We start from the raw sequence: 25319 nt of genomic DNA, 5'->3' as shown, positions 1-25319 counted from the left end.
GTAAGGAGGTCTTATGGTTCAAGAACTTGCACAAAGCATGATTAAAGATGCTAAGAAAGAGGGCGCTCAGGATATCTATTTTGTTCCTAAGAAAGCCTGCTATGAAATCTTTATGCGAATTGGTGATGAACGACGTTTCATTGATAGTTATGATTTCGAGCAAATCGCAGCCGTTATCAGTCATTTTAAGTTTACCGCAGGCATGAATGTTGGTGAAAAAAGAAGGAGTCAGCTGGGCTCTTGTGACTATGATTGTGGAGAAAAGAAGGTCTCTCTGCGTCTATCTAGTGTTGGGGACTACCGGGGCTATGAAAGCCTGGTCATTCGTCTTCTGCATGATGAGGAAACTGAGCTGAAATTTTGGTTTAATCAATTTCCAGAGCTCAAAGAAAAATTCAAGCAGCGGGGACTCTATCTTTTTTCGGGACCAGTAGGGTCGGGTAAGACGACCCTCATGTATCATTTGGCCCAGCTCAAATTTGGCCAGCAGCAGGTCATGTCTATTGAGGATCCTGTTGAGATTAAACAGGAGGAGATGCTCCAATTGCAGCTCAATGAGGCTATTGGTTTGACCTATGAAAGTTTAATTAAACTTTCCCTTCGTCACCGACCAGACCTACTGATTATCGGCGAAATTAGAGATAGTCAAACTGCTAGAGCAGTTGTGAGAGCCAGCCTGACAGGAGCAACGGTTTTCTCTACTATTCATGCCAAGAGTATTCGCGGAGTTTATGAAAGACTGGTAGAGCTAGGGGTCAAGGCCCAGGAGCTGGATATTGTCCTACAAGGGATTTGCTACCAACGTTTAATTGGGGGAGGAGGTGTCGTTGATTTTGCCAGTGAAAATTACCAAGAGCATGAGTCTAAAGACTGGAATGAGCAAATTGCTCAGCTTTTTGCAGCAGGACATATCAGTGCTGAACAGGCAGAAAGTGAAAAGATTATCTACCAATAAGCAGAAAAAGATTATTGAGCTCTTTAGTAATCTCTTCTCCAGTGGCTTTCACCTGGCCGAGACAGTCCACTTTTTTCAGCGCAGTGCCTTGATTGAAAAGGCCTATGTAGACAGGATGAGAGAGGGACTGAGCGCCGGCCAATCCTTTGCTAGTATGATGGCGAATCTAGGCTTTGCTGATCATGTGGTCACCCAGCTTTCACTAGCTGAAGCCCATGGAAATATCAAGTTGAGTCTGCTTAAAATCAGTTCCTATCTAGAAAATTTGGCCAAGGTCAAAAAGAAATTGATTGAAGTAGCCACCTATCCCTTGATTTTGCTCCTCTTTCTGCTCTTAATTATGCTGGGTCTGCGGCACTACCTTCTTCCCCAGCTAGACAGCAAAAATCTTGCCAGTCAGCTGATTTCCAACCTGCCTCAGATTTTCTTGCTAACAAGCCTAGGCCTCCTATTTTTTGCTTTGCTTGCTCTTTTTTACTACCGTAAAAGCTCGAAACTTGCCTTCTTTTCCCGCTTGGCTAAGCTACCTTTTTTAGGAGCCTTTACTCGCTCTTATCTGACAGCCTACTATGCCAGGGAATGGGGCAATATGATTGGCCAAGGGTTAGAATTAAGCCAAATTCTAGTCTTAATGCAGGATCAAGCCTCTGCTTTATTTCGAGAATTGGGCCAGGATCTGACCTACAAGCTTCAAAATGGCCAGGAGTTTTCCCAGGCTGTGGCCCAGTATCCCTTTTTTAAGCGGGAGTTGTCCCTTATTATCGAATATGGGGAGGTCAAGTCTAAGTTGGGGAGTGAGCTAGAAGTCTATGCTAGTAAGACCTGGGAGGAATTTTTCAGCCGACTTCATGCTACTATGAACCTGATTCAACCCCTGGTCTTTATCTTTGTTGCCCTAATGATTGTCCTGCTTTATGCAGCCATGCTCTTACCCCTTTACCAAAATATGGAGGTCCACCTATGAAGAAATTAAAAAAATTGCAGTTAGAAGGTTTTACTCTAATAGAAATGTTGGTTGTCCTTCTCATCATCAGTGTCCTGCTCTTGCTCTTCGTTCCTAATCTCAGCAAGCAAAAGGATGCCGTTTCAGATACGGGAAATGCCGCAGTCGTTAAGGTTGTCGAGAGCCAGGCTGAGCTATATGAGCTCAAGCATGGTAGCGAGCAGGCTACCCTAGCGAAATTAGTCAGCGCGGGCAATTTGACCCAAAAGCAGGTTGATTCTTACAAGGCCTATTATGGAAAGAATAAGAATGAACATCCAACGGTTGCCGATTAAGGCCTTTACCCTCTTTGAAAGTCTCTTGACCTTGTCTTTGATGACCTTTGTTTTACTGGTCTTGTCTGGCTCGGTCCGAGCCAGTTTTGACCAAGTTGAAAGTCAGATTTTCCTGTTGGAATTTGAGCATTTTTATCGGGAAAGTCAAAAATTAAGTGTGACGGGGCAGGAAGGCTTGACCTTGCGGATTTCCCAGGGAGAGATTTCTAACGGCTATAGCCGCTTAAGTGTTCCTAAGTCGGTCAAGGTCTTGGAGGACTTGGACTTGCATTTTGACCAGGCTGGTGGAAATTCTTCGCTAGAGAAAATTCGCTTTCAAACCCAGGAAGGGATTGTCAATTATCAATTATTTATTGGAAATGGAAAAATTAAGAAAACAAAGGATTGAAGCTAGTATTCTTTTGGAAGCCCTCTTGGCCTTGGCTGTTTTTTCGCTGATCGCTGGTCTGATTTTAGAGGAAATCAGACTGTCACGCAAAGAGCAAGTCAGGTTACTTGAGCAAGAAGAGCTATTACGGGCTGGTCAAATGGCCCTCCAATCCAATCAAGATAGGTTAGAAATAAATGGTGTGGTCATTCAAGTTAAAAGGAGTTCGCAAGCTATTGGGGTCTATCATCAGGGGGAGGAGTTGATTCATGTTGAGAAGAAGTAGGCTAGCGGCCTTTACCCTACTGGAAGCCCTGGTCGCCCTGCTGGTCATCAGTGGTAGCCTCTTGCTCTTTCAAGCCCTGACCAAGCTCTTAGGAGCGGACTTGGCCTATCAGGAAAGCAATAAAAAGCAAGAGTGGCTTTTATTTGCTGACCAGCTGGAAGCAGAACTGGCTAGAAGCCAGTTTGAGAGCTTAGACCAGGATAAAATTTTAGTCAAGCAAGATGGAAAAGGAATTGCCTTTGGCCAGTCCAAGGCCGATGATTTTCGTAAGACAGATAGCCATAACCGGGGCTATCAACCTATGATTACTGGTCTTAAAGAGACGACTATTAAAAAGGAAGGCTCCTTAATCATCATTCATTTTAGCTTTAAAGAGGGGTTAGAAAGGGACTTTGTCTATGGTGTGGAGGAAAAAAATTGAGGCCGGTGTCCTCTTATATGCCCTCTTAATGGCAGCTATTTTCAGCCTGCTCTTGCAGTTCTATCTCAAACGTCAAATCAACTATCAGGCTTCAGTCTTGCGTCAGGAAGAAAGGCTCAAGGCTTATGCTATGGCCCTTTTGACCAAGGAAGCAGCAAGGGAAAATAGCGGACAAGTAGACTTTGTCCAAGGGAAGTCTAGCTATCAAAGAGAAGGAGAAAAGCTTCTGATTAAGGTAGAGCAGGGGGATAAATCTTATCAGTTTAATTTTTATTTGAATAGCAAAAAGGACTAATTTTTGGTATGATAAGAGGCGGAGGACGATATGAATTTTGAAAAAATCGAAGAGGCCTACAACCTTTTATTAACCAATACCCATCTACTTCAAAGTCACTTGGCTACGAATTTTTACGACGCCTTGATTGAGCAAAATAGTATCTATCTGGATCAAAAGACTGATTTAAAGGAGTTGCTAGTCAATCAGCAAAAGCTCAAGGCACTAGAGCTTAGCCGGGAGGAGTGGCGGCGGGCCTATCAATTTATTTTGATGAAGGCGGCCCAGACCGAGCCCCTACAAGCCAATCATCAGTTTACACCTGATGCAATCGGCTTTATCTTGACCTTTCTAATTGACCAGTTGGGGGATAAGGAGGAGCTGGACCTCCTAGAAATCGGTAGTGGAACGGGAAATCTAGCCGAGACCATTGTCAATAATAGCAGTAAAAAAATTGACTATCTGGGCTTGGAGCTAGATGATCTCTTAATTGATTTGGCGGCGAGTATCGCCCACGTTGTGGATGCTAGAATTAGTTTTGTTCAAGGAGATGCTGTTAGACCCCAGGTTTTAAAGGAGAGCGATTTTATCATCAGCGATTTGCCAATTGGCTACTATCCAGATGATCAGATTGCTAGCCGTTACCAGGTAGCCAGTTCTGATGAGCACACTTATGCCCACCATCTTTTGATGGAGCAATCCCTCAAATATCTAAAGCCAAGAGGTTATGCTATTTTTCTGGCGCCCAACCAACTTTTGACCAGCCCCCAGAGCCCTCTATTAAAAGAATGGCTCAAAAAGGAAGCGCAAATTTTGGCCATGATTAGTCTGCCAGAGTCTATTTTTGCTAGTAGCAATCAAGCCAAGACTATCTTTGTCCTAAGAAAGCAGGAAAAGAAGCCGTTGACTCCTTTTGTCTATCCCCTGCAAGATTTGCAGAAGCAGGAGGAAATCGTGAAATTCAGTGAAAATTTCCAAAAATGGCGCAAAGATAGTGAAATCTAAACAAAGTTTTGATATAATAAACTGAAAACGCTTAAATGAGGTGAATTATGTCAAAAACAATTGCAATCAATGCAGGAAGCTCTAGTCTGAAGTGGCAACTTTATTTGATGCCTGAAGAAGAGGTGATTGCCAAGGGCTTAATTGAGAGAATCGGTCTCAATGATGCAATCTCGACTGTAAAGTTTGATGGAAAAGAAGAAAAGCAAGTTCTAGCTATCGCTGATCATACCCAGGCTGTAAAGATTCTATTAGATGATTTGATGCGCCTAGGCATTATCAAGTCCTATGATGAGATTACAGGGGTTGGCCACCGGGTCGTAGCTGGTGGTGAGCACTTTAAGGATTCGGCTTTGGTAGATGAGGATGTCATTCAAAAGGTTGAAGAGCTCACCCTTTTAGCACCTCTTCATAATGGAGCTAATGCTGCTGGGATTCGAGCTTTTAAAGAAATCTTACCAGACATCACTAGTGTGGTCGTCTTTGATACCTCTTTTCATACCAGCATGCCTGAGAAGGCTTACCGTTATCCCCTACCTAGCAAGTACTATCGGGAAAATCAAGTTCGTAAGTATGGCGCTCACGGGACCAGTCATGAGTACGTAGCTCAGGAAGCGGCCAAAATTATGGGTAAGCCTTTGGAAGACTTGAAGTTGGTGACAGCCCATATCGGAAATGGGGTCTCTATCACAGCTATTGATTCGGGTAAATCAGTTGATACTTCTATGGGCTTCACTCCCCTAGCTGGGGTCATGATGGGAACGCGGACTGGGGACATCGACCCAGCTATTATCCCATATCTTTTAGAGCATTCAGACGATTTTCAAACTGCAGAAGACATCAGTCGCATTCTCAATCGAGAGTCTGGTCTTTTAGGAGTTTCAGAAGTTTCTAATGATATGCGGGATGTTATGGCAGCTATGGAACAAGGTGATGCCAAGAGCCAACTGGCCTATGATATGTTTATCGATCGAATCGTCAAATACATCGGCCAATATTTGGCTGTCCTTTCAGGAGCTGATGGAATTATCTTTACAGCAGGTATCGGAGAAAATGATCCAAAGGTCCGTCAGGATATTATCCGTCACTTTGAATGGGCAGGAGCCAAGCTTGATGCTAGCAAAAATGAAGTCCGTCCAGTTAAGGGCTTGATTTCAACAGAGGATGCTAGCTTGAAGGTCTTGGTGATTCCGACCGATGAAGAATTGGTGATTGCGCGTGATGTTGAACGTCTGAAAAAATAAAGCAAGCACATCATCTAAACCAGCATGCCTGGGCCATCTTGGTCTTGGGCATGTTTTTTTGTCAGCTTTCCAAAGAGGATTCCACAATTCTAGAAAGGCAAGTCATCTAGGAAGGCTCAAGCAGGTCCGTTCCAGACTAAGCCCTATTTGCAAGGGATTTTGAAAAATAAGTAAAGCAGGTGAAAATCGTTTCAGCTAAAGGTTTTTCAGACTTAGTTCCGCTAGCCTTAAAGTTAATTTGAGTTTATAAATCATAGCCAAACCACATTGAGTAGAGAGGGGCAACTAAGAGAAGCTAGAACTTTTGATTCAATCCTTTTATGCTAGACCAAGAAATTTTCCCCTGCCTTTATAGGGACGTTTTCTAGTAAAGGAAGACTGGCCCAGCTACTAAAAATAGCTTTTACATAGATGACAAATGCCCTTTGCCCAGGCCTGAAAAATATGGTAAAATGGGAGAGACAAACCCACTTGATAAGAAAAGGAGGGTGCTTGGTTCAAGCCCTCTTTTACTAGTATAAAGGAAGTAGTATGGAAAAGATAAGCAGGTCAAAATCCCCTAGAAACAGAGAGAAAACAAAGTTAGCTGCCATCATCAATGTGACGCCCGATTCTTTTTCTGACGGTGGAAAATTCGATACGGTGGACAAGGCCTTGCACCAAGCGCGAAAGCTTATAGGGCAAGGAGCAGATATGCTGGATATTGGTGGTGAGTCGACCCGACCAGGCAGTCATTATGTGGAGATTGAAGACGAGATAAATCGTGTGGTCCCAGTGATTGAGGCCATCCGACGAGAGAGTGATATTCCGATTTCTATCGATACCTGGAAGGCGCCGGTTGCTGAGGCCGCCCTGCAAGTGGGGGCAGATTTGATCAATGATATTACGGGCTTTCTGGGAGACAAACAAATGGCAAGCAAGGTCAAAGAGGCTGGGGCTTCTGCTATTTTAATGTTTAATCCGGTGATGGCCCGGCCTGGGCATGCTAGCTCTAAAATTTTTCCCAGTTTTGGCTTTGAGCCAGCCTTCTCTGCTGAGGAACTGGCGGTCTTTGAAGGGCTGGGAATCAGAGACTTGATGTGGCGTTTCTTTTCCAAATCCTTAAAAGTAGCTGAGGCTGCGGGCTTGGCCCAGGAAAATCTTTACTTGGATCCAGGGATTGGCTTTGGTCTGACGACTCGAGAAAACTTTCAACTTTTACAGGCCCTAGCTAGTATTCACCAAGCCGGCTATCCCATTTTTCTCGGGGTATCGCGGAAGCGTTTTATTGTCAACCTTCTGGAAAAAAATGGCTTGGAAACAGACCCGGCAACGAGTGAGGGCTATCGCAATCGAGATTTAGCCTCTGCCCATCTAACTAGTATTGCTGCCAGAAGTGGAGTGGAGATTCTGCGGGTCCACGATTTGGCAGCCCACAAGCTAGCTGCTGAAATCGGTGATGCTATTCGCCTGGCCCAGGAATTAGAAGATGTCAATCTAGGACAGTACAAATAATATGAAACAAGAAGAAAAACCAAACTTGGACTGGCTTTTGGCCTATCGGACCAAGGAGCCTCATTTTGGCTTGGAGCGCATGGAAAGGTTGCTAGCCTTACGGGGCAACCCTCATCTAGCCTTGTCGGTCATCCATCTGGCAGGGACCAATGGCAAGGGCTCAACCCTGGCTTATCTGCGCCAACTTTTGCAGTTGCGGGGCTTGACAGTCGGGACCTTTACTTCTCCCTATCTGACGAGCTACAATGAGCAGATTGCCATCAATGGCCAGGCTATTGGCCAGCAGGAGCTGGAGCAGCTATTAGCCACTTATCGGGACCTCTTTACGGATGAGACCTTGGCTAAGGAGTTGGCAGGCACTAGCGAATTTGAAATTATTACCGCCCTGGCCTATGACTACTTGGCCCAAAAAGGGGTTGATGTAGCCCTGATTGAGGTGGGCATGGGGGGGCTTTTAGACAGTACCAATGTCTGCCAACCAGACCTAACAGCCATTACAACTATCGGTTTGGACCATACGGCCTTACTGGGTTCTAGTCTAGAGGCTATTGCTAAGCAGAAAGCAGGAATTATCAAGCCCGGTGTTCCTGTATTTACAGGCAAAATTTCTGAGCCCGCCCTTGCTTCTATCAAGCAAGAGGCTAGGGAGAAAAAAGCCCCCCACTTTAGCTATCAAAAAGATTATAAAGTTGAATGGCAGGCCAGTCTGGCCAAGGGAGAGCAGTTTCTTTTTCAACTAGGAGAAGAGCATGGGCAAATCTACCAGACTCCCCTGGCGGGCCGCCACCAGGCTGATAATGCAGGTCTAGCCCTGGCCCTGGCCCAAGCCTACTGTCAAATCAAGCAGTTGACCCCGCTCAGCCCTCAAGAAATCAATCAAGCCCTAGAGGCAACCGTTTGGCCGGCTCGTATGGAGAAAATTTCAGAAGAGCCCTTGATTATTCTTGACGGGGCCCACAATCCCCCTGCCCTGGATTCGCTGATTACCAGTCTAGAGGAGACCTATCCAAAGCTTGACAAGCAGATTTTATTTACCTGTATTCAGACCAAGGATTTAAGGGCAATGCTGGCCCAGTTAAAACAGGTGACTAAGAGTCAGCTAATCCTGACTAGCTTTGAGGACCCGAGGGCGATTTCAGCTAGGGATATGCAGGCCCTGGCCCAGGAGGAGGGACACTCTTATCAAGCCTGGCCAGAATTTTTGGCCGACTATTTCGGACGGGAGCCTGCTAAAAAGGATTTACTAGTGATTACAGGGTCGCTCTACTTTTTAGCCCAGGTTAGGCCCCATCTACTAAAACAATTAAAACAAAAATAGGAGTAAGTATGGACACAAAAAAAATTGAAACAGCAGTTGAAATGATTATTGAAGCTGTCGGTGAGGATGCTGATCGTGAAGGTCTCCAAGAGACCCCGGCTCGGATTGCTAAGATGTATCAGGAGATTTTTGCTGGCCTGAATCAAACGGCTGAGGAGCATCTGTCCAAGTCCTTTGAAATTATTGACAACAATCTGGTCGTTGAAAAGGATATTTTCTTTCATTCCATGTGTGAGCATCATTTTCTGCCCTTCTATGGTAAGGTACATATCGCCTATGTTCCCAACGGTCGGGTAGCAGGCCTGTCCAAGCTAGCGCGCACAGTTGAAGTCTACGCTAAGAAACCACAAATTCAAGAACGCCTAACGGTCGAAATTGCCGATGCCCTGATGGAATATTTAGGGGCCCAAGGGGCCCTGGTCTGGGTCGAGGCCGAGCACATGTGTATGAACATGCGGGGGGTGAGAAAGCCAGGAACCGCAACCGTTACAACTGCAGCCCGAGGACTTTTGGCTAGCGACAAGGAGCTTAAGGCTGAAGCTTATAAGATGATGGATAAGTAGGAATACTGATAAGGATAAAAAATGGACCAATTAAGGATTAAAGATTTAGAAGTATATGCCTATCATGGCTTGTTTGGAGCTGAAAAAGAATTGGGCCAGCGTTTTGTTCTGGACCTTATCTTGGACTATGATATGACTCGGGCTGCACAGACCAAGGACTTATCAGCCTCTATCCACTATGGTGAGTTGGCCGAGCAGCTGACACGATGGTGCCAGGCTGAAAAGGAAGACTTGATTGAAACCTTGGCCTATCATTTAATCAATCAAATTTTTTTCCACTATCCCCTAGTTGAAAAGGTCAGTCTAGAAGTCAAGAAGCCCTGGGCTCCTATTCCTTTGCCCTTGGATACTTGTTCGGTGAAATTAGAGCGCAGTAAAAGGAAGGCCTTTATCGGCCTGGGGACCAATCAAGGGGACAAGGCAGCCAATCTGGATGCGGCCTTGAAAAAAATAGCTGACAATCAAAAAATTCAAATCTTAAAAACTTCCAGTCGGCTTAAGACCGAGCCTTGGGGAGGGGTGGAGCAGGAGGACTTTCTCAACCAAGTCATCCAGCTTGAAACTTGGATGACTCCAGAGGAATTGCTAGAAACCCTATTAACTATTGAGCTGGATTTGGGTCGAGTGCGGGAAATAAAATGGGGACCGCGCCTGATTGACCTGGATATCCTCTATATAGGGCAGGAGTTGATTGATAGTCCAGATTTAATCCTGCCCCACCCTTATGTAGCAGAACGAGATTTTGTGCTTAAAAGCCTAGTCGAGCTTGCTCCCCATTTCATCGATCCCGTAAAAAGAAAGAGCATGAGACAGCTCTTGGCAGAACTAGAAAAAAATCATCCTTAGCTTAGGGCTAAAGATGATTTTTTCTATGCTAGTAATTTTTGATTAAATCGACTGTTGAGCGATCTAATTTTTTGACCAAGGCTTGGAGAAAGGCTTGAGCCTCTAAGAAATCATCTAGGGCATAAAGGGTTTGGTGGGAATGGATGTAGCGGGCGCAGACCCCGATTGTAGTAGAAGGCACTCCTCCGCTCATCAGGTGGGCTGCCCCAGCATCGGTCCCGCCCTTACCGCAGTAGTATTGATACTTGATACCAGCTTCCTCGGCTGTAGTCAAAAGGAAGTCCTTCATCTGAGGCAGGAGGAGGTGACCGGGGTCAAAGAAGCGAAGTAAGGTTCCTTGACCAATTGCCCCTTGACCACCAAAGACATCACCAGCTGGAGAGCAGTCAACGGCTAAGAAAATTTCAGGTTCAAACTTGCTAGTGGCTGCATGAGCTCCCCTTAGGCCCACCTCCTCTTGAACATTGGCTCCTAGATAAAGCTGGTTGGCCAGCGTTTCCTTAGATAGGGCTTGGGCCAATTCACTGACCATTAAGACCCCATAACGGTTGTCCCAGGCCTTGGAAATGACATTTTTTCCATTGGCTGTTAGGATAGCAGAACTTTCAGGGATAATGGTATCTCCCGGACGAATCCCAAAGCTCTCTGCCTCTACCTTATCGCTAAAGCCTCCATCAAAAATAATATCAGAAATGGCTGGTAGGCTAGGATTGCCTCCGCTTCCTCTAGTTAGATGGGTTGGAACAGAGCCGGAAATAAGGGGCAGGGCCTGTCCTTCACGAGTCAAGAGAGTAAAGCGTTGACTGCTGACACTGAGAGGATTCCAGCCCCCAATTTCTACCACTCTTAGAGTCCCATCAGCCTTAATCTCGCTGACCATAAAGCCCACCTCGTCCATGTGGGCGGCAACCATGATACGGGGAGCCTTGGCTACTTGAGAATGCTTGATTCCAAAGATACCACCAAGCCCATCTGTGACTAATTCGTCAACATGCGGTTCCAGTTGCCGTTTCAGATAATCTCTGACAGGACCCTCGTGACCAGAAATAGCAGCAAGTTCTGTTACTTCCTTGATTTTTGAAAATAATTCTGTCATAAAAACACCTCTTTATCAGATACAGGGCCCTAGTAGAAACAAATAGAGGGAAATCCTTGTCGCACCAAGCCCTTGTACAAGTTTATTTGCCCCTATTTTACCATTTTTTGCAGGAAAATAGAATAGAGAAATCAATACCCACTACGATTTGGAGGAGAGCAACTCTTCTGTTTATCTGAAATAAGGTGGTCAATCCTGTATGAGAACAGTAGGATAAGTAGAGAGAACAGCTTTTATTCGCATTTTCTGAGTTCTCCTGTTGTTGCTTTATAAAGGATAGCAATATGTGATATAATGGAACGAATAAATTTGAATAAGTGAAAGAAAATATGGATAAAGTAAATAAAACACTTTTTATACCCTTGTATGGAAAATCTTTTTGGAGTAAACGAGGCATTATTCTTCATGATGCAAAAGCTGAAGAAATATGAGCTAAAGAATCTTTTGAAGTAAAGAGGAAATCGAAATCAAAATGGTTAGCCTATAAAAGGTATTTGACGATTGGACGAATTTGATGTTACAAAAAGACAAGGCTTCTATAGTCATTCATATAGGTTGTGGTTTAGATAATAGATGCCTAAGGGTTGAACAAAGTTATAAACATTGGTTTGATTGTGACTTTTTAGATGTAATAGAAACGAGAAGAAAGTACTATGAGGAAACAAAAGAATACACTATGTTGCCCCTAGACGCCACCAATCATGAAAACCTTCAATCACTTCCGGCTGCAAATAGTGCTATTATTATCTTGGAAGGATTAAGTATGTATTTGAAAAGAGAACAACTGATTGCTTTACTACAAACCTTAAAAGAGAAGTATAACCGCTTGCATATTTTGATGGATGTATATACCGAATTTGGAGCTAGGGCATCAAGGTATAAAAACCCTGTCAATGATGTTGGAGTGCGGACATTGCATGGTCTCGACCAGATTGATGAGCTAGCAACAAGCACTGGACTAAAATTTATCAAAGAACATTCATTGACACCTGATTATTTAGTAAATGAATTGAGCGGTTTGGAACAAATTTTATTCAAATGGATGTTTACGGGAAAACTGTATTCAAAAATTTATCGCTTGTATGAACTGAGTTGAACTATAACATCCCCGCTCTTTGAGTGGAAAATGGAAGTTAAAAAACTAGCCTTCGTCATAAAAAGTCTAGCCACTACAGTGGACAAAGAGTCGATTTTACAAGGCCTTAAGGGATAAGCTGAGTTGGAGCACAAGCCGGTCTTTTTCTGGCTCTTGAATGCTAGCTTGAAGTTCTCCACCCATTTCTCTAGCTAAAGTCTGCGCAACAGTCAATCCCAGCCCGGTGCTGCCTACTTGCCGAGCCTGGTCTTGACGATAAAAGCGGTCGAATAAATGAGGGATATCCTCCGGACTTAGGGAATCACTATCATTAGTGAAATGCATAAGGATTTCTTCCCCTCTTTTTTCTACTTCGATATTTAGAAAGCTTTTGGCATAACGAGCAGCATTTTGTAAAAGGTTGGCAAAAATCCGTTCCAAAGCAAGGGCGTCTCCCAGAACTAAGAGCGATTTAGCAGGAATATGGGTATCAATCTTTAGTTGGGCCTGTTCCAAAATTTGGTAATGGCTGAGCAGGTTTTCCTTGAGAAGTCGACTAATATCAAGGCTATCTAGCTGAAGTTGGTAATCCTGGGCAGTCAAGCGTGAAAAATCATAGAATTGTTCAACTAAGGTTCTCATGCTTTCCGCCTTCTTTTCTAGGGTTATAAGCGTTTCTGATAATTCATTCTTGGACAAGTCTTTTTTCTTGATAAACTTCAAATAGCCTAAAATAACTGTTAGAGGAGTCCGCAAGTCATGGCTGATGCTCTCGATTTGCTTTTTAAAATCTCTTTCTTGCTTGTAAAAGGCCACTCTTTCTTTTTGCATATCGCTGAGGAGATGATTAAAAGCCACCAAGAGGGAGGCAAGGTGGCGATTGGGTGTCGGCAGATGTAAAGCATTGTTTTGCTGGATAGTCTTACCAATCCCTCTGATTTGATTTTCAACTTGCTTCAGAGCAAATAGCAAGGAATAGTATCGCCATGCCCAGTAAAGTCCTAGGCTGGCAAAAAGAATCAGTAAAATCAAGTGCATGACAAGCCTTTCTAAGTTAAATATCTTTTTTTCTGACAGTTGAAATTCCGACAAGAGAGAAAAGGATAGTGGCAATAATTCCTACTACCAAGCATTTGAGCATGCCCGGCCAAGTTGCCCAAATCGGACTACTTTGGCTCATATTGACAGGCATATTTCCTGAGCTAAAGAAATTGGCCGGTAGATACATAGCCAATCGATGGAGCCAAGGCAGTTTAAAGCCCAGAGAGATAGAATAGATAGCTTGAGGAATGATGTTCCAAAAGAGGAACCAGGCCCCCAAAGCCATAATCATTCTATCAAAAATGTAGAGACAATAGGTCATAGAGATGACAGAAGCGACTGCAATGAAAAAAGTAGCTGGAACTTCTGTGACTAGGTGCTGGACTGTCACTGGTCCGGTATGTGCTAGCAAGAAATAAGCGCTAGTAAGATAAACAGCAAGCGTTATTAGCATCACCAGACTAGAAACTAGCGTAGTAATCAAGCACTGACCCAAGAAAATATCTTCTCGTCTGATTCCAAAGGCGATTGAGTTCTTGATACTTTTGCTCTTTTTAGCATTTTCGTAAAATAGCAAGCTAATCAGCGCACCCGCAAGGACAAAGAGCATGGGACTAGCGACCAGATTGGACAGGGAGTAGGAAAGGGTCGCATAGGGAAAACCGGGTTTGGCTGCTAGACTTAGCAAGAGATTAGTCAGAAAAGCCAGACTAGCGAGGCTCGTGCCTAAGATATAAATCGTTTTGGTGTGAAAAATACGATACCATTCACTTTTTAGGTAATTGCTCATCTTATTGGTCTCCTTCCTTGAGTTTTAGATAGTAGTCTTCCAAGGAGGATTGAACAGTTTTCATACTCGTCACATAAATATCGTGCTGGGCGGCTAGCTTGCTGTAAGTTTCAATCTCTTCCTTGGGCTCATAGATAAGGAGACGCTGGTCGGCAAGGACATGATAATTTTCCTGAGGAAAATATTTCTCCAATAAGACAAGAAAGCCTTCCAAGTCAGAAAAAGTAAATTCAAGATGATTGGAGCATTTTTCATGCAAGTCTTGCGAGCTGATTTCTTCCAGAAGTTTTCCTTGGCTTAAAAAACCGTAATCGGTAGCGATTTGCTGCAATTCCGATAGAATATGGCTGGAAATAAGAATCGTGATATTTTTCTCTCGATTGAGGCGCTGAAGGAGTCCGCGAAATTCGACAATCCCGCTGGGGTCCAAACCGTTAATGGGTTCGTCTAAAATTAAGATTTGCGGCTCACCCATTAAAGCGATGGCTAGGCCCAGGCGTTGCTTTTGTCCTAGCGATAAATCCTTTCCCTTGCTCTTTCTTTTAGCAGCAATTTTAGTCAGCTCCAGCATCTCGTCTACTTTTTTCCGATCAGGAATGCCTTTTTGTAGGCAGTAGTAGTGAAGATTTTGCTCGACAGTCATATTGGGGAAAAAAGCAGCTTCTTCAACCAAGCAGCCAATCTTTTTTCGGACCTGGTTCAAAGATTTTTCCCTGCATTGACCGAGGATTTGAAGACTTCCTTGGCTGGGAAAAGTATGCCCAGCAAGTAGCTTCAAAAGACTTGTTTTTCCGGCGCCGTTGTCGCCGATTAAACCGTAAATACTTCCTCGTTTGACATGGATAGTCACTTCTTGTAAAGCCTGAAAGGAGCCGTAGTTTTTACTAACTTGCTTGGTTTCGATAACCAGTTCTTGCATTTTGAAATTCTACCTCTCTCATAAAATAATGTTTCATCAGGTTTGATGAGTCAGATGATACCCGTTTGAATCATCTGTTAGCATTATTCTAGCCTTTTCTCTCTTAAGAAGTCATAAATAACTTATAAAGAAGTTATAAAGTTTTACAAAAGTTTAAAACCAATCCCATAAACGGTTTGAATATAATCAGCTTGCGGCAAAACTTCCTTTAATTTTTTACGAAGATTGCTAATGTGAACATTGACAGTGTTGTCCCCACCATAGTAGCTATCCTGCCAGACGGTTTGATAGAGTCTTTCTCGCGAATAAACTTTTTCTGGCTCTTTCATCAAAAGATAGAGAATGTCGTATTCATGGGCAGTCAGAGACAGTTCTTGATCAGCCATGAGAACCTTACGAGAAGAAGGAAAAAGGGTCAATTCCCGGTAAACAAGTTTTTGCTTTTGGTTTTGCTTGGTCCGCCTTAAAAGGGCCTCCACACGAGCCAAAACCTCCATGGGTTCAAATGGTTTAACAAGATAGTCATCAGCTCCCGCCTTGAGGGCAGTAATTTTACTTTCTAGCAAGGTCTTGGCAGAGATAATCATAATCGGCAGTTCAAAACCTTCTTTCTGACGAATTTTGGCTAACAATTCTTGACCAGTCAGACCTGGCAGCATCAAATCTAGCAATAATAAATCAAACTTTTCTTTTTCTAAGAGCATGAGCGCTTCAGTACCCGAAAAGGCTTGCTTATATTGATAACCGGCCTCTTCTAAGATTTTTGCCAGAAGATTGTTAATATCAGGGTCGTCTTCGACGATTAAAATAGTGTGAGCCATACTTTTTTTCCTTTCTCAGACTATATCCATTATATAGCGCTTTGGCTCAAAATACAAATAGGAATTTTCTTTCAGCTGGGTGAATGGGGGCTCTTTATGGTATAATATTCTTATGAAAGCTAAAAAATTTATTTTAACGACGACGGCCTTGCTAGGGGCGGGGGCTCTGGCCTATGGCGCCAGCAAGTTGATAGAAGAACAAAAACGCTTGGCTAGCCAGCAGGAGCTTGTCCAGCTAGTCCGGGATTTTTTCCAGGAAATGGGAGAGATTGCCACGGTCTATGTCCAGCTCTATGAGTCCAGTGCAGATCGCCTGGTCGGGGGCGTTATCTTTGAGGACCAGCGGCATTTCACCTTCCTCTATGAAAATGGCGAGCTGTCTTACGAGAAGGCGCAAGGATGATTGCTCCTAATAATTTTGAGGAACTTGCTTCTTTGCTGGAGAAATCTGGTAGGCAAGTGCTCTTTTTTTCTGCGGAATGGTGTGGCGATTGTCGCTATATCAAGCCCTTTTTGCCAGAGATTGAGACAGAAAATCCAGAATTCACCTTTATTTTAGTGGATAGAGATGCCTTTATCGACTTGGCAAAGAAATGGGATATTTTCGGCATTCCTAGTCTTATCCTGCTGGAAAACGGGCAGGAAATCGGACGCTTTGTCAGCAAAAATCGCAAGACCAAGACTGAGATTCAAGTCTTTTTAGAAAAAATGAAATGAGGAAAAAGATGATTTTTACATATAATAAAGAGTTTGTGGGCGATGTGCTCATGCTTATCGTAGCAGACAGCGGAGCGGCTAAGTTGGCTGTGGAGCGTAAAGGAAATGTGGCTCGCATTTACCGTCTGGATAATGAAGAGACGGTAGCTTGGAATATTTTTGCAGTGTCGAGCCTGCTAGAAATCGAAGGGCGTGGTCAAGTATGGCTGACCGACGAGCAAGTGGCTAGCCTCAACCAAGCCTTGGCTCAAGCGGGCTTTTCAGACGAGCTAGTCAATGACACCGAGCCAAAATTTGTCGTGGGTGAGATTGTCGAGATGAAAGCTCATCCAGATAGCGACCACCTCAACATTTGTCAAGTAAAAGTGGGAGTAGACAAAGTGCTGCAAATCGTAGCTGGCGCACCCAATGCGCGTCTGGGACTCAAAACCATTGTGGCTTTGCCGGGTGCCATGATGCCCAAGGGCAATCTGATTTTCCCAGGAGAGTTACGCGGTGAAAAGAGCTTTGGCATGATGTGTAGCCCGCGCGAATTGCAGCTGCCTAATGCGCCACAAAAACGAGGTATTATCGAACTCTCAGCCGCAGAAACTGTCGGCACCCCCTTTGACGCAGCTAAGCATTGGAGAGGGTAGACACTAATTCTCAAAAAACTAAAAATTATTCTTTTTTAAATCTGCTTTCCCCTCCTTTCTACGAATAATGAGGTAGGAGGAAAATCAAATGTACAATAAAGTGATTGCGATTGGTCGTTTGACGGCGACGCCAGAGCTGCAAAAAACGGCCAGTGATAAGAGTCTGGTTCGGGCTACTTTGGCTGTTAATCGGCGTTATAAGGCAGCAAATGGTGAGCGGGAGGCTGATTTTTTAAATCTAGTCCTCTGGGGACGGTTGGCTGAAAGTTTGGCTAGCTATGCCAGCAAGGGAAGTTTGATTTCTTTGGACGGGGAATTGCGGACCCGCCACTATGAGCGAGAAGGGCAAAAGCACTATGTGACCGAAATTCTGGGTCATGGTTTCCAGCTGTTGGAAAGTCGGGCCCAGCGAGCGGTACGAGAAAATAATAGCGGTGCTGATTTGGCCGATTTGGTCTTGGAAGCAGAGGATTTGCCCTTTTAGCTAGATAAGGTGGCGAGTTTTAAGATTTGCTTCTTCAAAGGTCGGCTAAGTTATTTTAAGTGAAGGATTTAGTTCTGGTTGCTACTAGACTAGGTCCTTTTCTGCTTTTGTCAGTTGCTGGCTTAAGTGGTTGAGGCTAGTGCTGGGGCTTGTCTTGTTACTTTTATGCAAATTTCATTTCATTTTCAGAAAAATGCTTTAAAAATTTACTCAAATTCCAGCCCGTCCTTACTGGGGCGCGCTAGAAAGACAGCCTCTAAAAAGATGCTTTTATTTTTTAGATTCTTCTATATTTTCTGAAAAATGGTATAATATAAGAAATTGTCAATTTTTCAGCTTCCACAGATTAGCTTTAGTCGAAGTAAAGGAGAAAGATTCGTGGCATTTTATCGCAGAAGTTTTTATTGGTCGGTCCTTATCCTAGTTCTTATCGGGATTTTGCTCATCTATAGTAGGGCTAGTTTACTAGCGGGAAATCCCCAGCAATTAAGGGTTGGAGCTACCTACATGACCATGAACAATGACTTTTATAAGACCCTGAATGCGGAGATTGAAAAGTCAACCAACCAAAAAGGGGGCCGGCTCTATGTCCGGGATCCCGAGCTGGATGAGAGTAAGCAAAGTCAGCAGATTGACTACTTTATCCGCCAAAAGGTTCAGGTCATTGTCATCAATCCTGTCAAGAGTGATAGTCCTGTCATTCTTAAATCGCTGCGAGCAGCCAAAAAGGCTGGTATTAAAATTATTGTGGTAGATACCCAGATTAGTAAAGACCTGGCCGTAGATACGACCATTATCTCTGATAATTATCAGGCTGGGGTCCTCTGTGCCCAAGACATGATGAAACAGCTTGACTCTGCAGATATCCTGCTACTGGAACATAGTAATACGGTTTCGGCTGTCGATCGTGTGCAAGGCTTTTTGGATACCATTAAGAATAAGCCAGCCTACCGGATTGTCTCCCAGCGGGAAACTCTGGGGCAGACCGAGGTCTCTATGCCCCAGGTTAAAAAGGCTATTGAAACGGGGACTTCCTTTAATGTGGTCATGTCCTTAAATGACCGGGCAGCGATTGGGGCCCTGGCAGCTATCAAGAACCAGGCCCTGGCGAAAAAAATCTATATCTATGGGGTGGACGGCTCGCCGGATATGAAAAATCTACTGGCAAATACGCTAGATATCCAGGCAACGGTAGCCCAGTCTCCTATCAAGATGGGGGAGAAGGTTGTGGAGGTGATTGATAAGATGAGCTCCAAAAAAACATACCAGAAGGAATATGTTATTCCGGTCGAGTTAATCAATAAGAAGAATATCGGCCGCTATGACCTATCAGGGTGGCAGTGATGAAGCCAGTTAAGAGCATTATCTACGCCAAAAGAGCCTTGATGGTGATTAACTTTATTGCCATACTCTACAATGCCTCGCTCTATCTGTTTGCGACCAACTACCTGGTTAGCCAGGGCTTAAGCCACTCGCTCTTGGAAAGTCTAGACCATATTCCTAACTCGCCCACTTATATCTTCTTTTGCTCACTCGCCCTTTATGCCTGTCTCTTACTCTTAATCCACTATCGTGAAAAGCACCCCAATCAGTTGTCAGTCTACGACCGTCTGACCCTGCTGGAAATTTTTCTTATGCTGGGAATTTTTACGGTCCTCCATTCTTCCTATAATGGGGTTATCCTCCTGGTCTTTGCTGATATCTTCTATGGTTCCAAGGAGTTTAATACCTCAAGGGACCGCAAGTATTGGATTGCCTTTATCGTTCTCAGCTTTACCATGCTGCTCCTGTCCAATTATGATCTCTTGTCGCTTTTTGTGGATTTGCCCTCGCTTGATGCCTATATCCGCTTTTATCCAGAGTCGACCAAGATTATCATTTTATTCTTTAAAAATTTCCTGGTTTCCCTAAATATTATCGTCTTTATCATCTCTCTCTTGTCCTATATCCTGTATGCCATTACCGAGCGTCATCATATCGAGGAGGAGTTGAGAATGGCTTCCCAGGTCAATCGGGAGCTAAATAGTTATCTAGCCCTATCAGAAAAAATTGTTGAAGATAGGGAGCGGAAGCGAATTGCCAGAGAAATCCATGATACCCTGGGCCACGCCTTGACAGGAATCTCGGCCGGAATTGATGCGGTCAGGGTTCTGGTCGATATTGATCCCCAGAGGGCCAAGGAGCAATTACAGAGTGTTTCTCTGGTCGTGCGTGACGGGATTAGAGATGTTCGAGGTTCGCTCAATAAAATGAGACCAGGTGCCCTAGAAAATCATACCTTAAAGGATGCCCTCTTAAAGATTATTCGTGAATATCAGGCTATTTCCAATCTGGAAATCCAGCTCCACTACGAGTGGGAGGAGGTTGATCTGGATATTGCGCGTGAGGATATCGTCTTTCGGGTCATTCAGGAGTCCATTACCAACTCGGTCCGCCATGGCCATGCCCAGAAGGTCTGGATTGAACTTTTGGATCAGGAAAAATACATCATGACCATTCGGGATGACGGGGTCGGTTTCGAGGAGCTTCACTATGGTTTTGGCCTACAGCAGATGCAGGAGCGGCTAGCCATCATTGGCGCTAGCGTTCGTTTTGAAAACAAAGAAGGATTCTACACTTATATTGAGATACCTAAGTTAGGAGGGGGAAATGATTAAAGTCTTAATTGCTGATGATCAGGCGCTCATTCGGGAGTCGCTACAAATTATCCTATCGGCCCACACCAGTCTAGAAGTGGTCGGGACAGTCGCCGACGGAAAAGAAGTGCTGGAAAAAATTCCGCAGCTTCGGCCCGATGTGATTTTGATGGATATTCGTATGCCGGTCATGGACGGAGTTCTCTGTACCAAGGCCGTCAAGGAGCAGTATCCGGATATAAAAATTATCATTCTCACCACCTTTGATGACGATGATTTTATCTTCTCAGCCTTGAAATACGGGGCTTCGGGCTATATGCTCAAGGGGGTTTCGACAGAGGAGCTCTACCAGGCCATTCAGACCGTCTATAAGGGAGGGGCCATGATTAACCCCAACATCGCCAGCAAGGTCTTTAAAATCTTTTCGCAAATGGCCCAGTCCAACTTTGCAATTTCCGTCCAGGAGGAGAATGTTGCGGAGATGAGCCAGACCGAATGGCGGATTATCCAGCAGGTCGGCTTTGGGGTCTCCAATAAGGAGATTGCCTCCAAACTTTTCTTATCGGAAGGGACTGTCCGCAACTACTTGTCTACTATCTTGGCCAAGTTAAATCTCAGAGACCGGACCCAGCTGGCCATTTGGGCAGTCCAAACCGGAGTTACTACCAGAGATTTTAGTAAGGAAAATGACAAATGAAATGGAGAACAAAGAAGTTTCTAGTCCCCCTTATCGTCTTAGTCCTGCTAGCTGGACTTGGTCTAGGCTACTGGCTAAGCAGGCGACAGGTCATTATTCGCCTGGGTATCTATGCAGGTAGTAGCTGGGATGTTCCAACTAGCCGGGAGAACCGGGTGCTGGATAAGACCATTCGGGAGTTTGAAAAGAAATACCCCAATGTCAAGGTGGTCTACGAAAGCGGGATTACCAAGAAAGATTACGGAGATTGGTTGGCTGATCAGATTTTAAAGGGAGAGCAGCCTGACCTCTTTATGGTCCCTGAGGATGACTTTTCCCTCCTAGCTAAAACGGGTGCTCTGAAGGACTTGAGTCCCTATATTAGTCAAGGTCTAGCCGACTCCTTCTATCCAGTTGCCTATCAGGCCGGCAAATACCAAGGGAAAAACTATGCCCTCCCCTTTGAAAGTAATCCGACTATGATGTGTGTCAATAAGGACTTGCTAGAGCGAGAAGGAATTGCCATTCCAGAATCTGGCTGGACCCTGGCTGAATTTTATGAAATTTGCCAGAAAATCACCAAGGATACCAACGGGGATGGGGTAATCGATCAATACGGTAGTACCGACTATACTTGGCAGCAGGCCTTGGTAGCCTATGGTGGCCACTTGCTCAAGGATTCCAGTCTAGCGATTGATAGCTCTGAAATGCACAAGGCCCTGACCTTCATCAGCAAGTTAGAGGCCCTTAACCAGCATTATAATGTCAGTTCTAACGACTTTGACGAGGGCAAGGTAGCCTTTTTTCCCATGACCCTGGCCCAGTATCGGACCTACAAGCCCTATCCCTATCATGTAGCCAAGTATTCTAGCTTTTCCTGGACCTGTATTCCCATGCCAGCAGACTCCAGTCAGTTTAATGCAACCCAGGTCAAGACCTCCCTTTTTGGTATGTCGGCTAAGACCAAGCAGGACCAACTGGTCTGGGAGCTGATGACTCTACTCTGCCAAAGGGAGAAGAGCCAGCAAGAGGTATTTGAAAAATCGCAGGGCATGTCCGTTTTAAAAACAGTGGTAGACAGTAAGCAAAGTAAGCAAATCTTGCAGACCGATGATTTCGGGGCAGACTCGCTGACAGCCCAACGTCTCGATGCCATGATGAAGAATGCCGTTCTGGACATTAGCCGAGAAATCAACAGCCATTCGCTCAAACAGCTAGACTACCTACTCAATAATGCTATTAAAAAGCAGGAGATAGATAGCGTCCTGCCTAGCATTCAAAAAGAAATCGAAAGCAGATAGAAGTGTACTCTACCCCAAAAGTTAGACCTTTTATGGTCCAACTTTTGGGAGTGGTAGACATATCTGCTTTTTTCTATCTATTTAGCATTTCAGAAGGCGAGGGAGGACATTTTAGGCCTTTTTATTTTTTGATATGACATTTGTCACTTTTTACTTAACAAATGTCACATTGAATAGATGACATTTGGCAATGTGAAACCGGTTCCAATTAAACTATAATAAACTTATCCAAATAAATGAGAGGTAGAAAAGCTATGAAATATCTTGTATTGGTCAGTCATGGCGGTCTAGCTCAAGGGATTCAAAGTTCCTTGGCTATGTTTGCTGGCGATAAGACAGACCAGATTATAGCTGTCGGTTTAAAGGAAGGAAAATCAGTAGATGATTTTGCCCTTGACTTTCGTCAGGCCCTATCGGGCTTAGAAGCAGAAGATCAAGTTTTGGTCTTGGCCGACATTGTTGGAGGTAGTCCTTTAACTACAGCTTGTAGTGTCCTAGCTGACTTAGGAAAGCTAGATGGGGCGGTTGTCCTAGGAGGAATGAATCTGACCATGGCCCTAACCGGTCTGGTGATGAAAGATTTATTGGAAGGTCCAGAGCTAGCCAAGTCTATCCTAGCTGAAGCCTCTGCTGCCTTACAGGAGTTTGAAGTTGCTTCGTCTGATGACCAAGATGATGACGATATCTAAAAATAAAAATACTTAAGGAGATTTATCATGTCTATTTCATTTGTAAGAATTGACGACCGGATGATTCACGGTCAAACTGTTACCCGCTGGGCTAAGGAATATCCTTGTGACGGTCTGATTGCTGTCAATAATGCAGCAGCTGGCAACAATGTTTTAAAACAGGCTTATAAGGCTGCTTCTGATAAGAAGACCTTCGTTTGGACCAAGGAAGCTTGGCAGGAAAAATCCCAAAAGGTCCTGGACTCAGATAGTCGTTACTTCCTGATTACCAAAAATCCAGTTGATATGAAGGAAATCTTGGTAGATCAAGGCTTTGTACCGAGTGATGTCAAAGAAATCATCGTCGGCCCAGCCAATGATCGCCCGGGAGCCGTTAAGCTCGGAAACAACCAGTCTATTACCCAAGAAGAAGCAGAAGCGATTGAAGCCATTCAAGCTGCTGGCTATAAGGTCAAATTCCAACTCTTGCCAGACGTTTCTATCGGTTACTGGGATGATTTCAAATCTAAATTTGGTTTTTAAGAGGTGATGGGGTTCTAGCACGCTCACTTGAGTGGAGGTCTTTTAAAAAAGATAGAAGTCTAATCTCGCTGACTTAGCGCTTAAGTCTCGACTTATTCATCAGACTCTGCCTGATTTTTGGGCCGGGCCCCGTTTCCCTCAATCTTATAAATAAAAAAGGAGAAGAAGTTATGACAATTTCTTGGATACAAGCTGCCTTGCTTGGTTTATTTGCTAGTTTGTCATCTATGCCAGGTATGGGTGGTTCCAGCATCGGGAACTATACTCTAGGTCGTCCTCTAGTTGGTGGACTGGTCTGTGGTTTAATCTTGGGTAATGTCCAATTGGGAATTATCTGTGGGGTAGCTATGCAGTTGGTTTATATCGCTCTAGTTACACCAGGGGGAACTGTTTCCGCTGACGTTCGGGCAGTTTCTTATATCGGGATTCCCCTCGCCATGGTGGCTATTCAGTCTCAAGGTTTGTCTGCCAACTCAGCTGGCGCAGCCGACTTAGCTAAATCCATGGGAACCTTGGTTGGAACCTTGGGAACCGTTCTTTTCTACGGTACAGCTACCTTGAACTTGGCTTGGCAACATATTGGTTGGAAGGCCGTAGAAGAAGGTAAATTCAAACGCTTGTATGCTGTAGACTGGGGACTCCCTTGGATTTCTCACCTACTTTTCTCATTCATTCCTACTTTAATCATGTGTAGATATGGTGCTGAGGCTGTTAATGCTCTTAAAGATGCCCTTCCAATGGACGGTCTACCAATGAAAACCCTCTTTACAGTCGGTTCCCTCCTACCATGTGTCGGTATTGCCATTCTCTTAAAACAGATTGTTGAAAAAGCAACTGACTTTATCCCGTTCTTTGTTGGCTTTACCTTGGCAGCATCTCTAGGTCTTAACCTAGTAGCCTGTGCAGTAATCTCTCTCATCTTCGCCGTACTCTTCTATGAAATCCAAATGGCTAAGAATGTAAGAGCCCAAGCAGCTTCAGGTGCTGACTTTGATGATGACGATGAGGAGGACATTTAAAATGGTCAAAAAAATTAGTAAAAAGACATTAGCGAAATCTTTCCATCATTGGTACTATGGGCATTTGACTTGTTTCTCACAAGAGCACATGCAGACCTTTGGTTATCTGACCTCCATGCTACCAATCGTTGAGGAACTTTATCCTGATAAAGAAGATCAAGCTCGCTCCATGAACACTTATACAGCCTTCTTCAATACTGAGCCTCAACTTGGATCCATTGTAGTTGGGATTACAGCTGGTCTGGAAGAAGCACGTGCTAATGGGGTAGACGGAGTAGACGATGAAACCATTAACGGTCTACGGGCAGGACTGATGGGACCAATCGCTGGTATCGGAGATTCTCTGATTGTTGGGACCTTGATTCCGGTAATTTTGGGTATCGCCTTGGGGCTTTCTAATGGCGGTTCTCCCATCGGGGCGGTCTTCTACATCCTGGTTTGGAACTTGCTAGCTTACTTTGGTATGCGCTTTGCCTACTTTAAAGGATACGAACTAGGAGACAAGGCAGTTGAATTTTTGGTAGGTCCTCAAGGACAAGCTATCCGTAAGGCGGTTTCTATCGTTGGTGGTATGGTTATCGGGGCGGTTGCCGCTACATGGGTTCCAATCAAGTCTGCCTTGGAATTGAAAGACTCATCAGGTAAGGCCTTCTTGAAAATTCAAGACCAGTTAGATGGTGTTTATCCAGGTCTCTTGACTGCTGCCTTTATCGTCTTTTGCTGGTGGTTGATGGCCAAGAAGAAACTATCTCCAATCACAGTGATGTTGATTCTTGTAGTCATTGCCTTTATCGGTGTTCTAACTGGCTTCTTTAACCCAGGATTGAAATACTAGATATAAAAAACTATT

General features: G+C 44.3%; 30 protein-coding genes and 1 pseudogene. 26 read left to right on the top strand and 5 right to left on the bottom strand.

What is annotated here, in order from left to right:
• Positions 1-13: 13 nt before the first annotated feature.
• The 13 genes from comGA to folK all read left to right on the top strand — a co-directional run bounded on the left by comGA (position 14) and on the right by folK (position 10048).
• Complete coding sequence (gene comGA / locus C4K46_RS06625) at positions 14-955, top strand: competence type IV pilus ATPase ComGA (RefSeq protein WP_209628106.1); 942 nt, start codon at positions 14-16, stop codon at positions 953-955.
• Positions 876-1919, top strand: coding sequence for a competence type IV pilus assembly protein ComGB (comGB, locus tag C4K46_RS06620; protein WP_209628134.1), 1044 nt, complete (start codon positions 876-878; stop codon positions 1917-1919). The genes comGA and comGB overlap by 80 nt, the downstream gene beginning before the upstream one ends.
• The gene (gene comGC / locus C4K46_RS06615) at positions 1916-2233 is read left to right on the top strand and encodes a competence type IV pilus major pilin ComGC (RefSeq protein WP_209628105.1); all 318 of its coding nucleotides are present in this window, start codon (positions 1916-1918) and stop codon (positions 2231-2233) included. Before comGB ends, comGC begins: the two co-directional genes overlap by 4 nt.
• The gene (gene comGD, locus C4K46_RS06610; RefSeq protein WP_209628104.1) at positions 2193-2621 is read left to right on the top strand and encodes a competence type IV pilus minor pilin ComGD; all 429 of its coding nucleotides are present in this window, start codon (positions 2193-2195) and stop codon (positions 2619-2621) included. Before comGC ends, comGD begins: the two co-directional genes overlap by 41 nt.
• A complete protein-coding gene (gene comGE, locus C4K46_RS06605) occupies positions 2593-2886 on the top strand; it encodes a competence type IV pilus minor pilin ComGE (RefSeq protein WP_209628103.1) in 294 nt (97 codons plus the stop codon). The genes comGD and comGE overlap by 29 nt, the downstream gene beginning before the upstream one ends.
• Positions 2870-3307 carry a competence type IV pilus minor pilin ComGF gene (gene comGF, locus C4K46_RS06600; protein WP_209628102.1) on the top strand — a complete coding sequence of 146 codons (438 nt, stop codon included), beginning with the start codon at positions 2870-2872 and terminating at the stop codon, positions 3305-3307. The genes comGE and comGF overlap by 17 nt, the downstream gene beginning before the upstream one ends.
• Positions 3285-3602 (top strand): competence type IV pilus minor pilin ComGG, encoded by a 318-nt coding sequence (comGG, locus tag C4K46_RS06595; protein WP_209628101.1) that lies wholly within the window; start codon positions 3285-3287, stop codon positions 3600-3602. Before comGF ends, comGG begins: the two co-directional genes overlap by 23 nt.
• 30 nt (positions 3603-3632) lie before the next feature.
• Positions 3633-4586 carry a class I SAM-dependent methyltransferase gene (locus C4K46_RS06590; protein WP_209628100.1) on the top strand — a complete coding sequence of 318 codons (954 nt, stop codon included), beginning with the start codon at positions 3633-3635 and terminating at the stop codon, positions 4584-4586.
• Positions 4587-4633: 47 nt separating this feature from the next.
• A complete protein-coding gene (locus tag C4K46_RS06585) occupies positions 4634-5827 on the top strand; it encodes an acetate kinase (RefSeq protein WP_209628099.1) in 1194 nt (397 codons plus the stop codon).
• Positions 5828-6358: 531 nt separating this feature from the next.
• Positions 6359-7321 carry a dihydropteroate synthase gene (locus C4K46_RS06580; protein WP_209628098.1) on the top strand — a complete coding sequence of 321 codons (963 nt, stop codon included), beginning with the start codon at positions 6359-6361 and terminating at the stop codon, positions 7319-7321.
• A gap of 1 nt (position 7322) precedes the next feature.
• Complete coding sequence (locus C4K46_RS06575; RefSeq protein WP_209628097.1) at positions 7323-8639, top strand: bifunctional folylpolyglutamate synthase/dihydrofolate synthase; 1317 nt, start codon at positions 7323-7325, stop codon at positions 8637-8639.
• 8 nt (positions 8640-8647) lie between these two features.
• The gene (gene folE / locus C4K46_RS06570) at positions 8648-9202 is read left to right on the top strand and encodes a GTP cyclohydrolase I FolE (RefSeq protein ID WP_209628096.1); all 555 of its coding nucleotides are present in this window, start codon (positions 8648-8650) and stop codon (positions 9200-9202) included.
• 21 nt (positions 9203-9223) lie between these two features.
• Positions 9224-10048, top strand: a complete 825-nt coding sequence (folK, locus tag C4K46_RS06565) for a 2-amino-4-hydroxy-6-hydroxymethyldihydropteridine diphosphokinase (RefSeq protein WP_209628095.1) — start codon at positions 9224-9226, stop codon at positions 10046-10048.
• Between the two features lie 28 nt (positions 10049-10076).
• Here folK and pepA read toward each other — a convergent pair whose 3' ends face one another.
• Positions 10077-11144 (bottom strand): glutamyl aminopeptidase, encoded by a 1068-nt coding sequence (pepA, locus tag C4K46_RS06560; protein ID WP_209628094.1) that lies wholly within the window; start codon positions 11142-11144, stop codon positions 10077-10079.
• Positions 11145-11646: 502 nt separating this feature from the next.
• On the opposite strand from pepA, the pseudogene C4K46_RS06555 reads away from it, so the two are divergent.
• A pseudogene (locus C4K46_RS06555) lies at positions 11647-12240 on the top strand (class I SAM-dependent methyltransferase); the annotation flags it as partial.
• Positions 12241-12336: 96 nt separating this feature from the next.
• Here the strand turns inward: C4K46_RS06555 and C4K46_RS06550 are convergent.
• From C4K46_RS06550 to C4K46_RS06535, 4 genes are all read right to left on the bottom strand, one after another.
• The gene (locus tag C4K46_RS06550; RefSeq protein WP_209628092.1) at positions 12337-13257 is read right to left on the bottom strand and encodes a sensor histidine kinase; all 921 of its coding nucleotides are present in this window, start codon (positions 13255-13257) and stop codon (positions 12337-12339) included.
• Positions 13258-13273: 16 nt separating this feature from the next.
• Positions 13274-14050 carry an ABC transporter permease gene (locus C4K46_RS06545; RefSeq protein ID WP_209628091.1) on the bottom strand — a complete coding sequence of 259 codons (777 nt, stop codon included), beginning with the start codon at positions 14048-14050 and terminating at the stop codon, positions 13274-13276.
• A gap of 1 nt (position 14051) precedes the next feature.
• Positions 14052-14969, bottom strand: coding sequence for an ABC transporter ATP-binding protein (locus tag C4K46_RS06540; RefSeq protein WP_209628090.1), 918 nt, complete (start codon positions 14967-14969; stop codon positions 14052-14054).
• 143 nt (positions 14970-15112) lie between these two features.
• Complete coding sequence (locus C4K46_RS06535) at positions 15113-15790, bottom strand: response regulator transcription factor (RefSeq protein WP_209628089.1); 678 nt, start codon at positions 15788-15790, stop codon at positions 15113-15115.
• 112 nt (positions 15791-15902) lie between these two features.
• On the opposite strand from C4K46_RS06535, the gene C4K46_RS06530 reads away from it, so the two are divergent.
• The 12 genes from C4K46_RS06530 (at position 15903) to C4K46_RS06475 (ending at position 25304) form a co-directional block, all read left to right on the top strand.
• Positions 15903-16193: a DUF4651 domain-containing protein gene (locus C4K46_RS06530; RefSeq protein WP_209628088.1), complete on the top strand. Its 291-nt coding sequence runs from the start codon at positions 15903-15905 to the stop codon at positions 16191-16193.
• Complete coding sequence (locus tag C4K46_RS06525; RefSeq protein WP_209628087.1) at positions 16190-16507, top strand: thioredoxin family protein; 318 nt, start codon at positions 16190-16192, stop codon at positions 16505-16507. The genes C4K46_RS06530 and C4K46_RS06525 overlap by 4 nt, the downstream gene beginning before the upstream one ends.
• A gap of 8 nt (positions 16508-16515) precedes the next feature.
• Positions 16516-17142 carry a YtpR family tRNA-binding protein gene (gene ytpR / locus C4K46_RS06520; protein ID WP_209628086.1) on the top strand — a complete coding sequence of 209 codons (627 nt, stop codon included), beginning with the start codon at positions 16516-16518 and terminating at the stop codon, positions 17140-17142.
• Between the two features lie 88 nt (positions 17143-17230).
• A complete protein-coding gene (locus tag C4K46_RS06515; protein ID WP_209628085.1) occupies positions 17231-17626 on the top strand; it encodes a single-stranded DNA-binding protein in 396 nt (131 codons plus the stop codon).
• Between the two features lie 378 nt (positions 17627-18004).
• Positions 18005-18970, top strand: a complete 966-nt coding sequence (locus tag C4K46_RS06510) for a sugar ABC transporter substrate-binding protein (RefSeq protein ID WP_338059782.1) — start codon at positions 18005-18007, stop codon at positions 18968-18970.
• On the top strand, positions 18970-20283 hold the full coding sequence (locus tag C4K46_RS06505) for a sensor histidine kinase (protein ID WP_209628084.1): 1314 nt from the start codon (positions 18970-18972) through the stop codon (positions 20281-20283). Before C4K46_RS06510 ends, C4K46_RS06505 begins: the two co-directional genes overlap by 1 nt.
• Positions 20276-20959 (top strand): response regulator transcription factor, encoded by a 684-nt coding sequence (locus C4K46_RS06500; protein WP_209628083.1) that lies wholly within the window; start codon positions 20276-20278, stop codon positions 20957-20959. The genes C4K46_RS06505 and C4K46_RS06500 overlap by 8 nt, the downstream gene beginning before the upstream one ends.
• Positions 20956-22239, top strand: coding sequence for an ABC transporter substrate-binding protein (locus C4K46_RS06495; protein WP_209628082.1), 1284 nt, complete (start codon positions 20956-20958; stop codon positions 22237-22239). The genes C4K46_RS06500 and C4K46_RS06495 overlap by 4 nt, the downstream gene beginning before the upstream one ends.
• 254 nt (positions 22240-22493) lie before the next feature.
• Positions 22494-22928, top strand: a complete 435-nt coding sequence (locus C4K46_RS06490) for a PTS sugar transporter subunit IIA (RefSeq protein ID WP_209628081.1) — start codon at positions 22494-22496, stop codon at positions 22926-22928.
• A gap of 27 nt (positions 22929-22955) precedes the next feature.
• Positions 22956-23450 carry a PTS sugar transporter subunit IIB gene (locus C4K46_RS06485; protein WP_209628080.1) on the top strand — a complete coding sequence of 165 codons (495 nt, stop codon included), beginning with the start codon at positions 22956-22958 and terminating at the stop codon, positions 23448-23450.
• A 170-nt stretch (positions 23451-23620) separates the two neighbouring features.
• On the top strand, positions 23621-24469 hold the full coding sequence (locus C4K46_RS06480; protein WP_209628079.1) for a PTS mannose/fructose/sorbose/N-acetylgalactosamine transporter subunit IIC: 849 nt from the start codon (positions 23621-23623) through the stop codon (positions 24467-24469).
• A gap of 1 nt (position 24470) precedes the next feature.
• Entirely contained in the window at positions 24471-25304 is an 834-nt protein-coding gene (locus C4K46_RS06475) for a PTS system mannose/fructose/sorbose family transporter subunit IID (protein ID WP_209628078.1), read from the top strand.
• The last annotated feature ends 15 nt before the right edge of the window (positions 25305-25319 follow it).

This window comes from Streptococcus oricebi (assembly GCF_017883985.1).
GTDB classification, from domain to species: Bacteria; Bacillota; Bacilli; order Lactobacillales; family Streptococcaceae; genus Streptococcus; species Streptococcus oricebi.
This window is presented reverse-complemented; position numbering and strand designations above follow the sequence as displayed.

What these genes read in the sequence shown, in the direction of transcription:
- comGA (WP_209628106.1), top strand. Translation starts at nt 14, where the DNA reads ATGGTTCAAGAACTTGCACAAAGCATGATTAAAGATGCTAAGAAAGAG.
- comGB (WP_209628134.1), top strand. Translation starts at nt 876, where the DNA reads ATGAGCAAATTGCTCAGCTTTTTGCAGCAGGACATATCAGTGCTGAAC.
- comGC (WP_209628105.1), top strand. Translation starts at nt 1,916, where the DNA reads ATGAAGAAATTAAAAAAATTGCAGTTAGAAGGTTTTACTCTAATAGAA.
- comGD (WP_209628104.1), top strand. Translation starts at nt 2,193, where the DNA reads ATGGAAAGAATAAGAATGAACATCCAACGGTTGCCGATTAAGGCCTTT.
- comGE (WP_209628103.1), top strand. Translation starts at nt 2,593, where the DNA reads ATGGAAAAATTAAGAAAACAAAGGATTGAAGCTAGTATTCTTTTGGAA.
- comGF (WP_209628102.1), top strand. Translation starts at nt 2,870, where the DNA reads ATGTTGAGAAGAAGTAGGCTAGCGGCCTTTACCCTACTGGAAGCCCTG.
- comGG (WP_209628101.1), top strand. Translation starts at nt 3,285, where the DNA reads ATGGTGTGGAGGAAAAAAATTGAGGCCGGTGTCCTCTTATATGCCCTC.
- C4K46_RS06590 (WP_209628100.1), top strand. Translation starts at nt 3,633, where the DNA reads ATGAATTTTGAAAAAATCGAAGAGGCCTACAACCTTTTATTAACCAAT.
- C4K46_RS06585 (WP_209628099.1), top strand. Translation starts at nt 4,634, where the DNA reads ATGTCAAAAACAATTGCAATCAATGCAGGAAGCTCTAGTCTGAAGTGG.
- C4K46_RS06580 (WP_209628098.1), top strand. Translation starts at nt 6,359, where the DNA reads ATGGAAAAGATAAGCAGGTCAAAATCCCCTAGAAACAGAGAGAAAACA.
- C4K46_RS06575 (WP_209628097.1), top strand. Translation starts at nt 7,323, where the DNA reads ATGAAACAAGAAGAAAAACCAAACTTGGACTGGCTTTTGGCCTATCGG.
- folE (WP_209628096.1), top strand. Translation starts at nt 8,648, where the DNA reads ATGGACACAAAAAAAATTGAAACAGCAGTTGAAATGATTATTGAAGCT.
- folK (WP_209628095.1), top strand. Translation starts at nt 9,224, where the DNA reads ATGGACCAATTAAGGATTAAAGATTTAGAAGTATATGCCTATCATGGC.
- pepA (WP_209628094.1), bottom strand. Translation starts at nt 11,144, where the DNA reads ATGACAGAATTATTTTCAAAAATCAAGGAAGTAACAGAACTTGCTGCT.
- C4K46_RS06550 (WP_209628092.1), bottom strand. Translation starts at nt 13,257, where the DNA reads ATGCACTTGATTTTACTGATTCTTTTTGCCAGCCTAGGACTTTACTGG.
- C4K46_RS06545 (WP_209628091.1), bottom strand. Translation starts at nt 14,050, where the DNA reads ATGAGCAATTACCTAAAAAGTGAATGGTATCGTATTTTTCACACCAAA.
- C4K46_RS06540 (WP_209628090.1), bottom strand. Translation starts at nt 14,969, where the DNA reads ATGCAAGAACTGGTTATCGAAACCAAGCAAGTTAGTAAAAACTACGGC.
- C4K46_RS06535 (WP_209628089.1), bottom strand. Translation starts at nt 15,790, where the DNA reads ATGGCTCACACTATTTTAATCGTCGAAGACGACCCTGATATTAACAAT.
- C4K46_RS06530 (WP_209628088.1), top strand. Translation starts at nt 15,903, where the DNA reads ATGAAAGCTAAAAAATTTATTTTAACGACGACGGCCTTGCTAGGGGCG.
- C4K46_RS06525 (WP_209628087.1), top strand. Translation starts at nt 16,190, where the DNA reads ATGATTGCTCCTAATAATTTTGAGGAACTTGCTTCTTTGCTGGAGAAA.
- ytpR (WP_209628086.1), top strand. Translation starts at nt 16,516, where the DNA reads ATGATTTTTACATATAATAAAGAGTTTGTGGGCGATGTGCTCATGCTT.
- C4K46_RS06515 (WP_209628085.1), top strand. Translation starts at nt 17,231, where the DNA reads ATGTACAATAAAGTGATTGCGATTGGTCGTTTGACGGCGACGCCAGAG.
- C4K46_RS06505 (WP_209628084.1), top strand. Translation starts at nt 18,970, where the DNA reads ATGAAGCCAGTTAAGAGCATTATCTACGCCAAAAGAGCCTTGATGGTG.
- C4K46_RS06500 (WP_209628083.1), top strand. Translation starts at nt 20,276, where the DNA reads ATGATTAAAGTCTTAATTGCTGATGATCAGGCGCTCATTCGGGAGTCG.
- C4K46_RS06495 (WP_209628082.1), top strand. Translation starts at nt 20,956, where the DNA reads ATGAAATGGAGAACAAAGAAGTTTCTAGTCCCCCTTATCGTCTTAGTC.
- C4K46_RS06490 (WP_209628081.1), top strand. Translation starts at nt 22,494, where the DNA reads ATGAAATATCTTGTATTGGTCAGTCATGGCGGTCTAGCTCAAGGGATT.
- C4K46_RS06485 (WP_209628080.1), top strand. Translation starts at nt 22,956, where the DNA reads ATGTCTATTTCATTTGTAAGAATTGACGACCGGATGATTCACGGTCAA.
- C4K46_RS06480 (WP_209628079.1), top strand. Translation starts at nt 23,621, where the DNA reads ATGACAATTTCTTGGATACAAGCTGCCTTGCTTGGTTTATTTGCTAGT.
- C4K46_RS06475 (WP_209628078.1), top strand. Translation starts at nt 24,471, where the DNA reads ATGGTCAAAAAAATTAGTAAAAAGACATTAGCGAAATCTTTCCATCAT.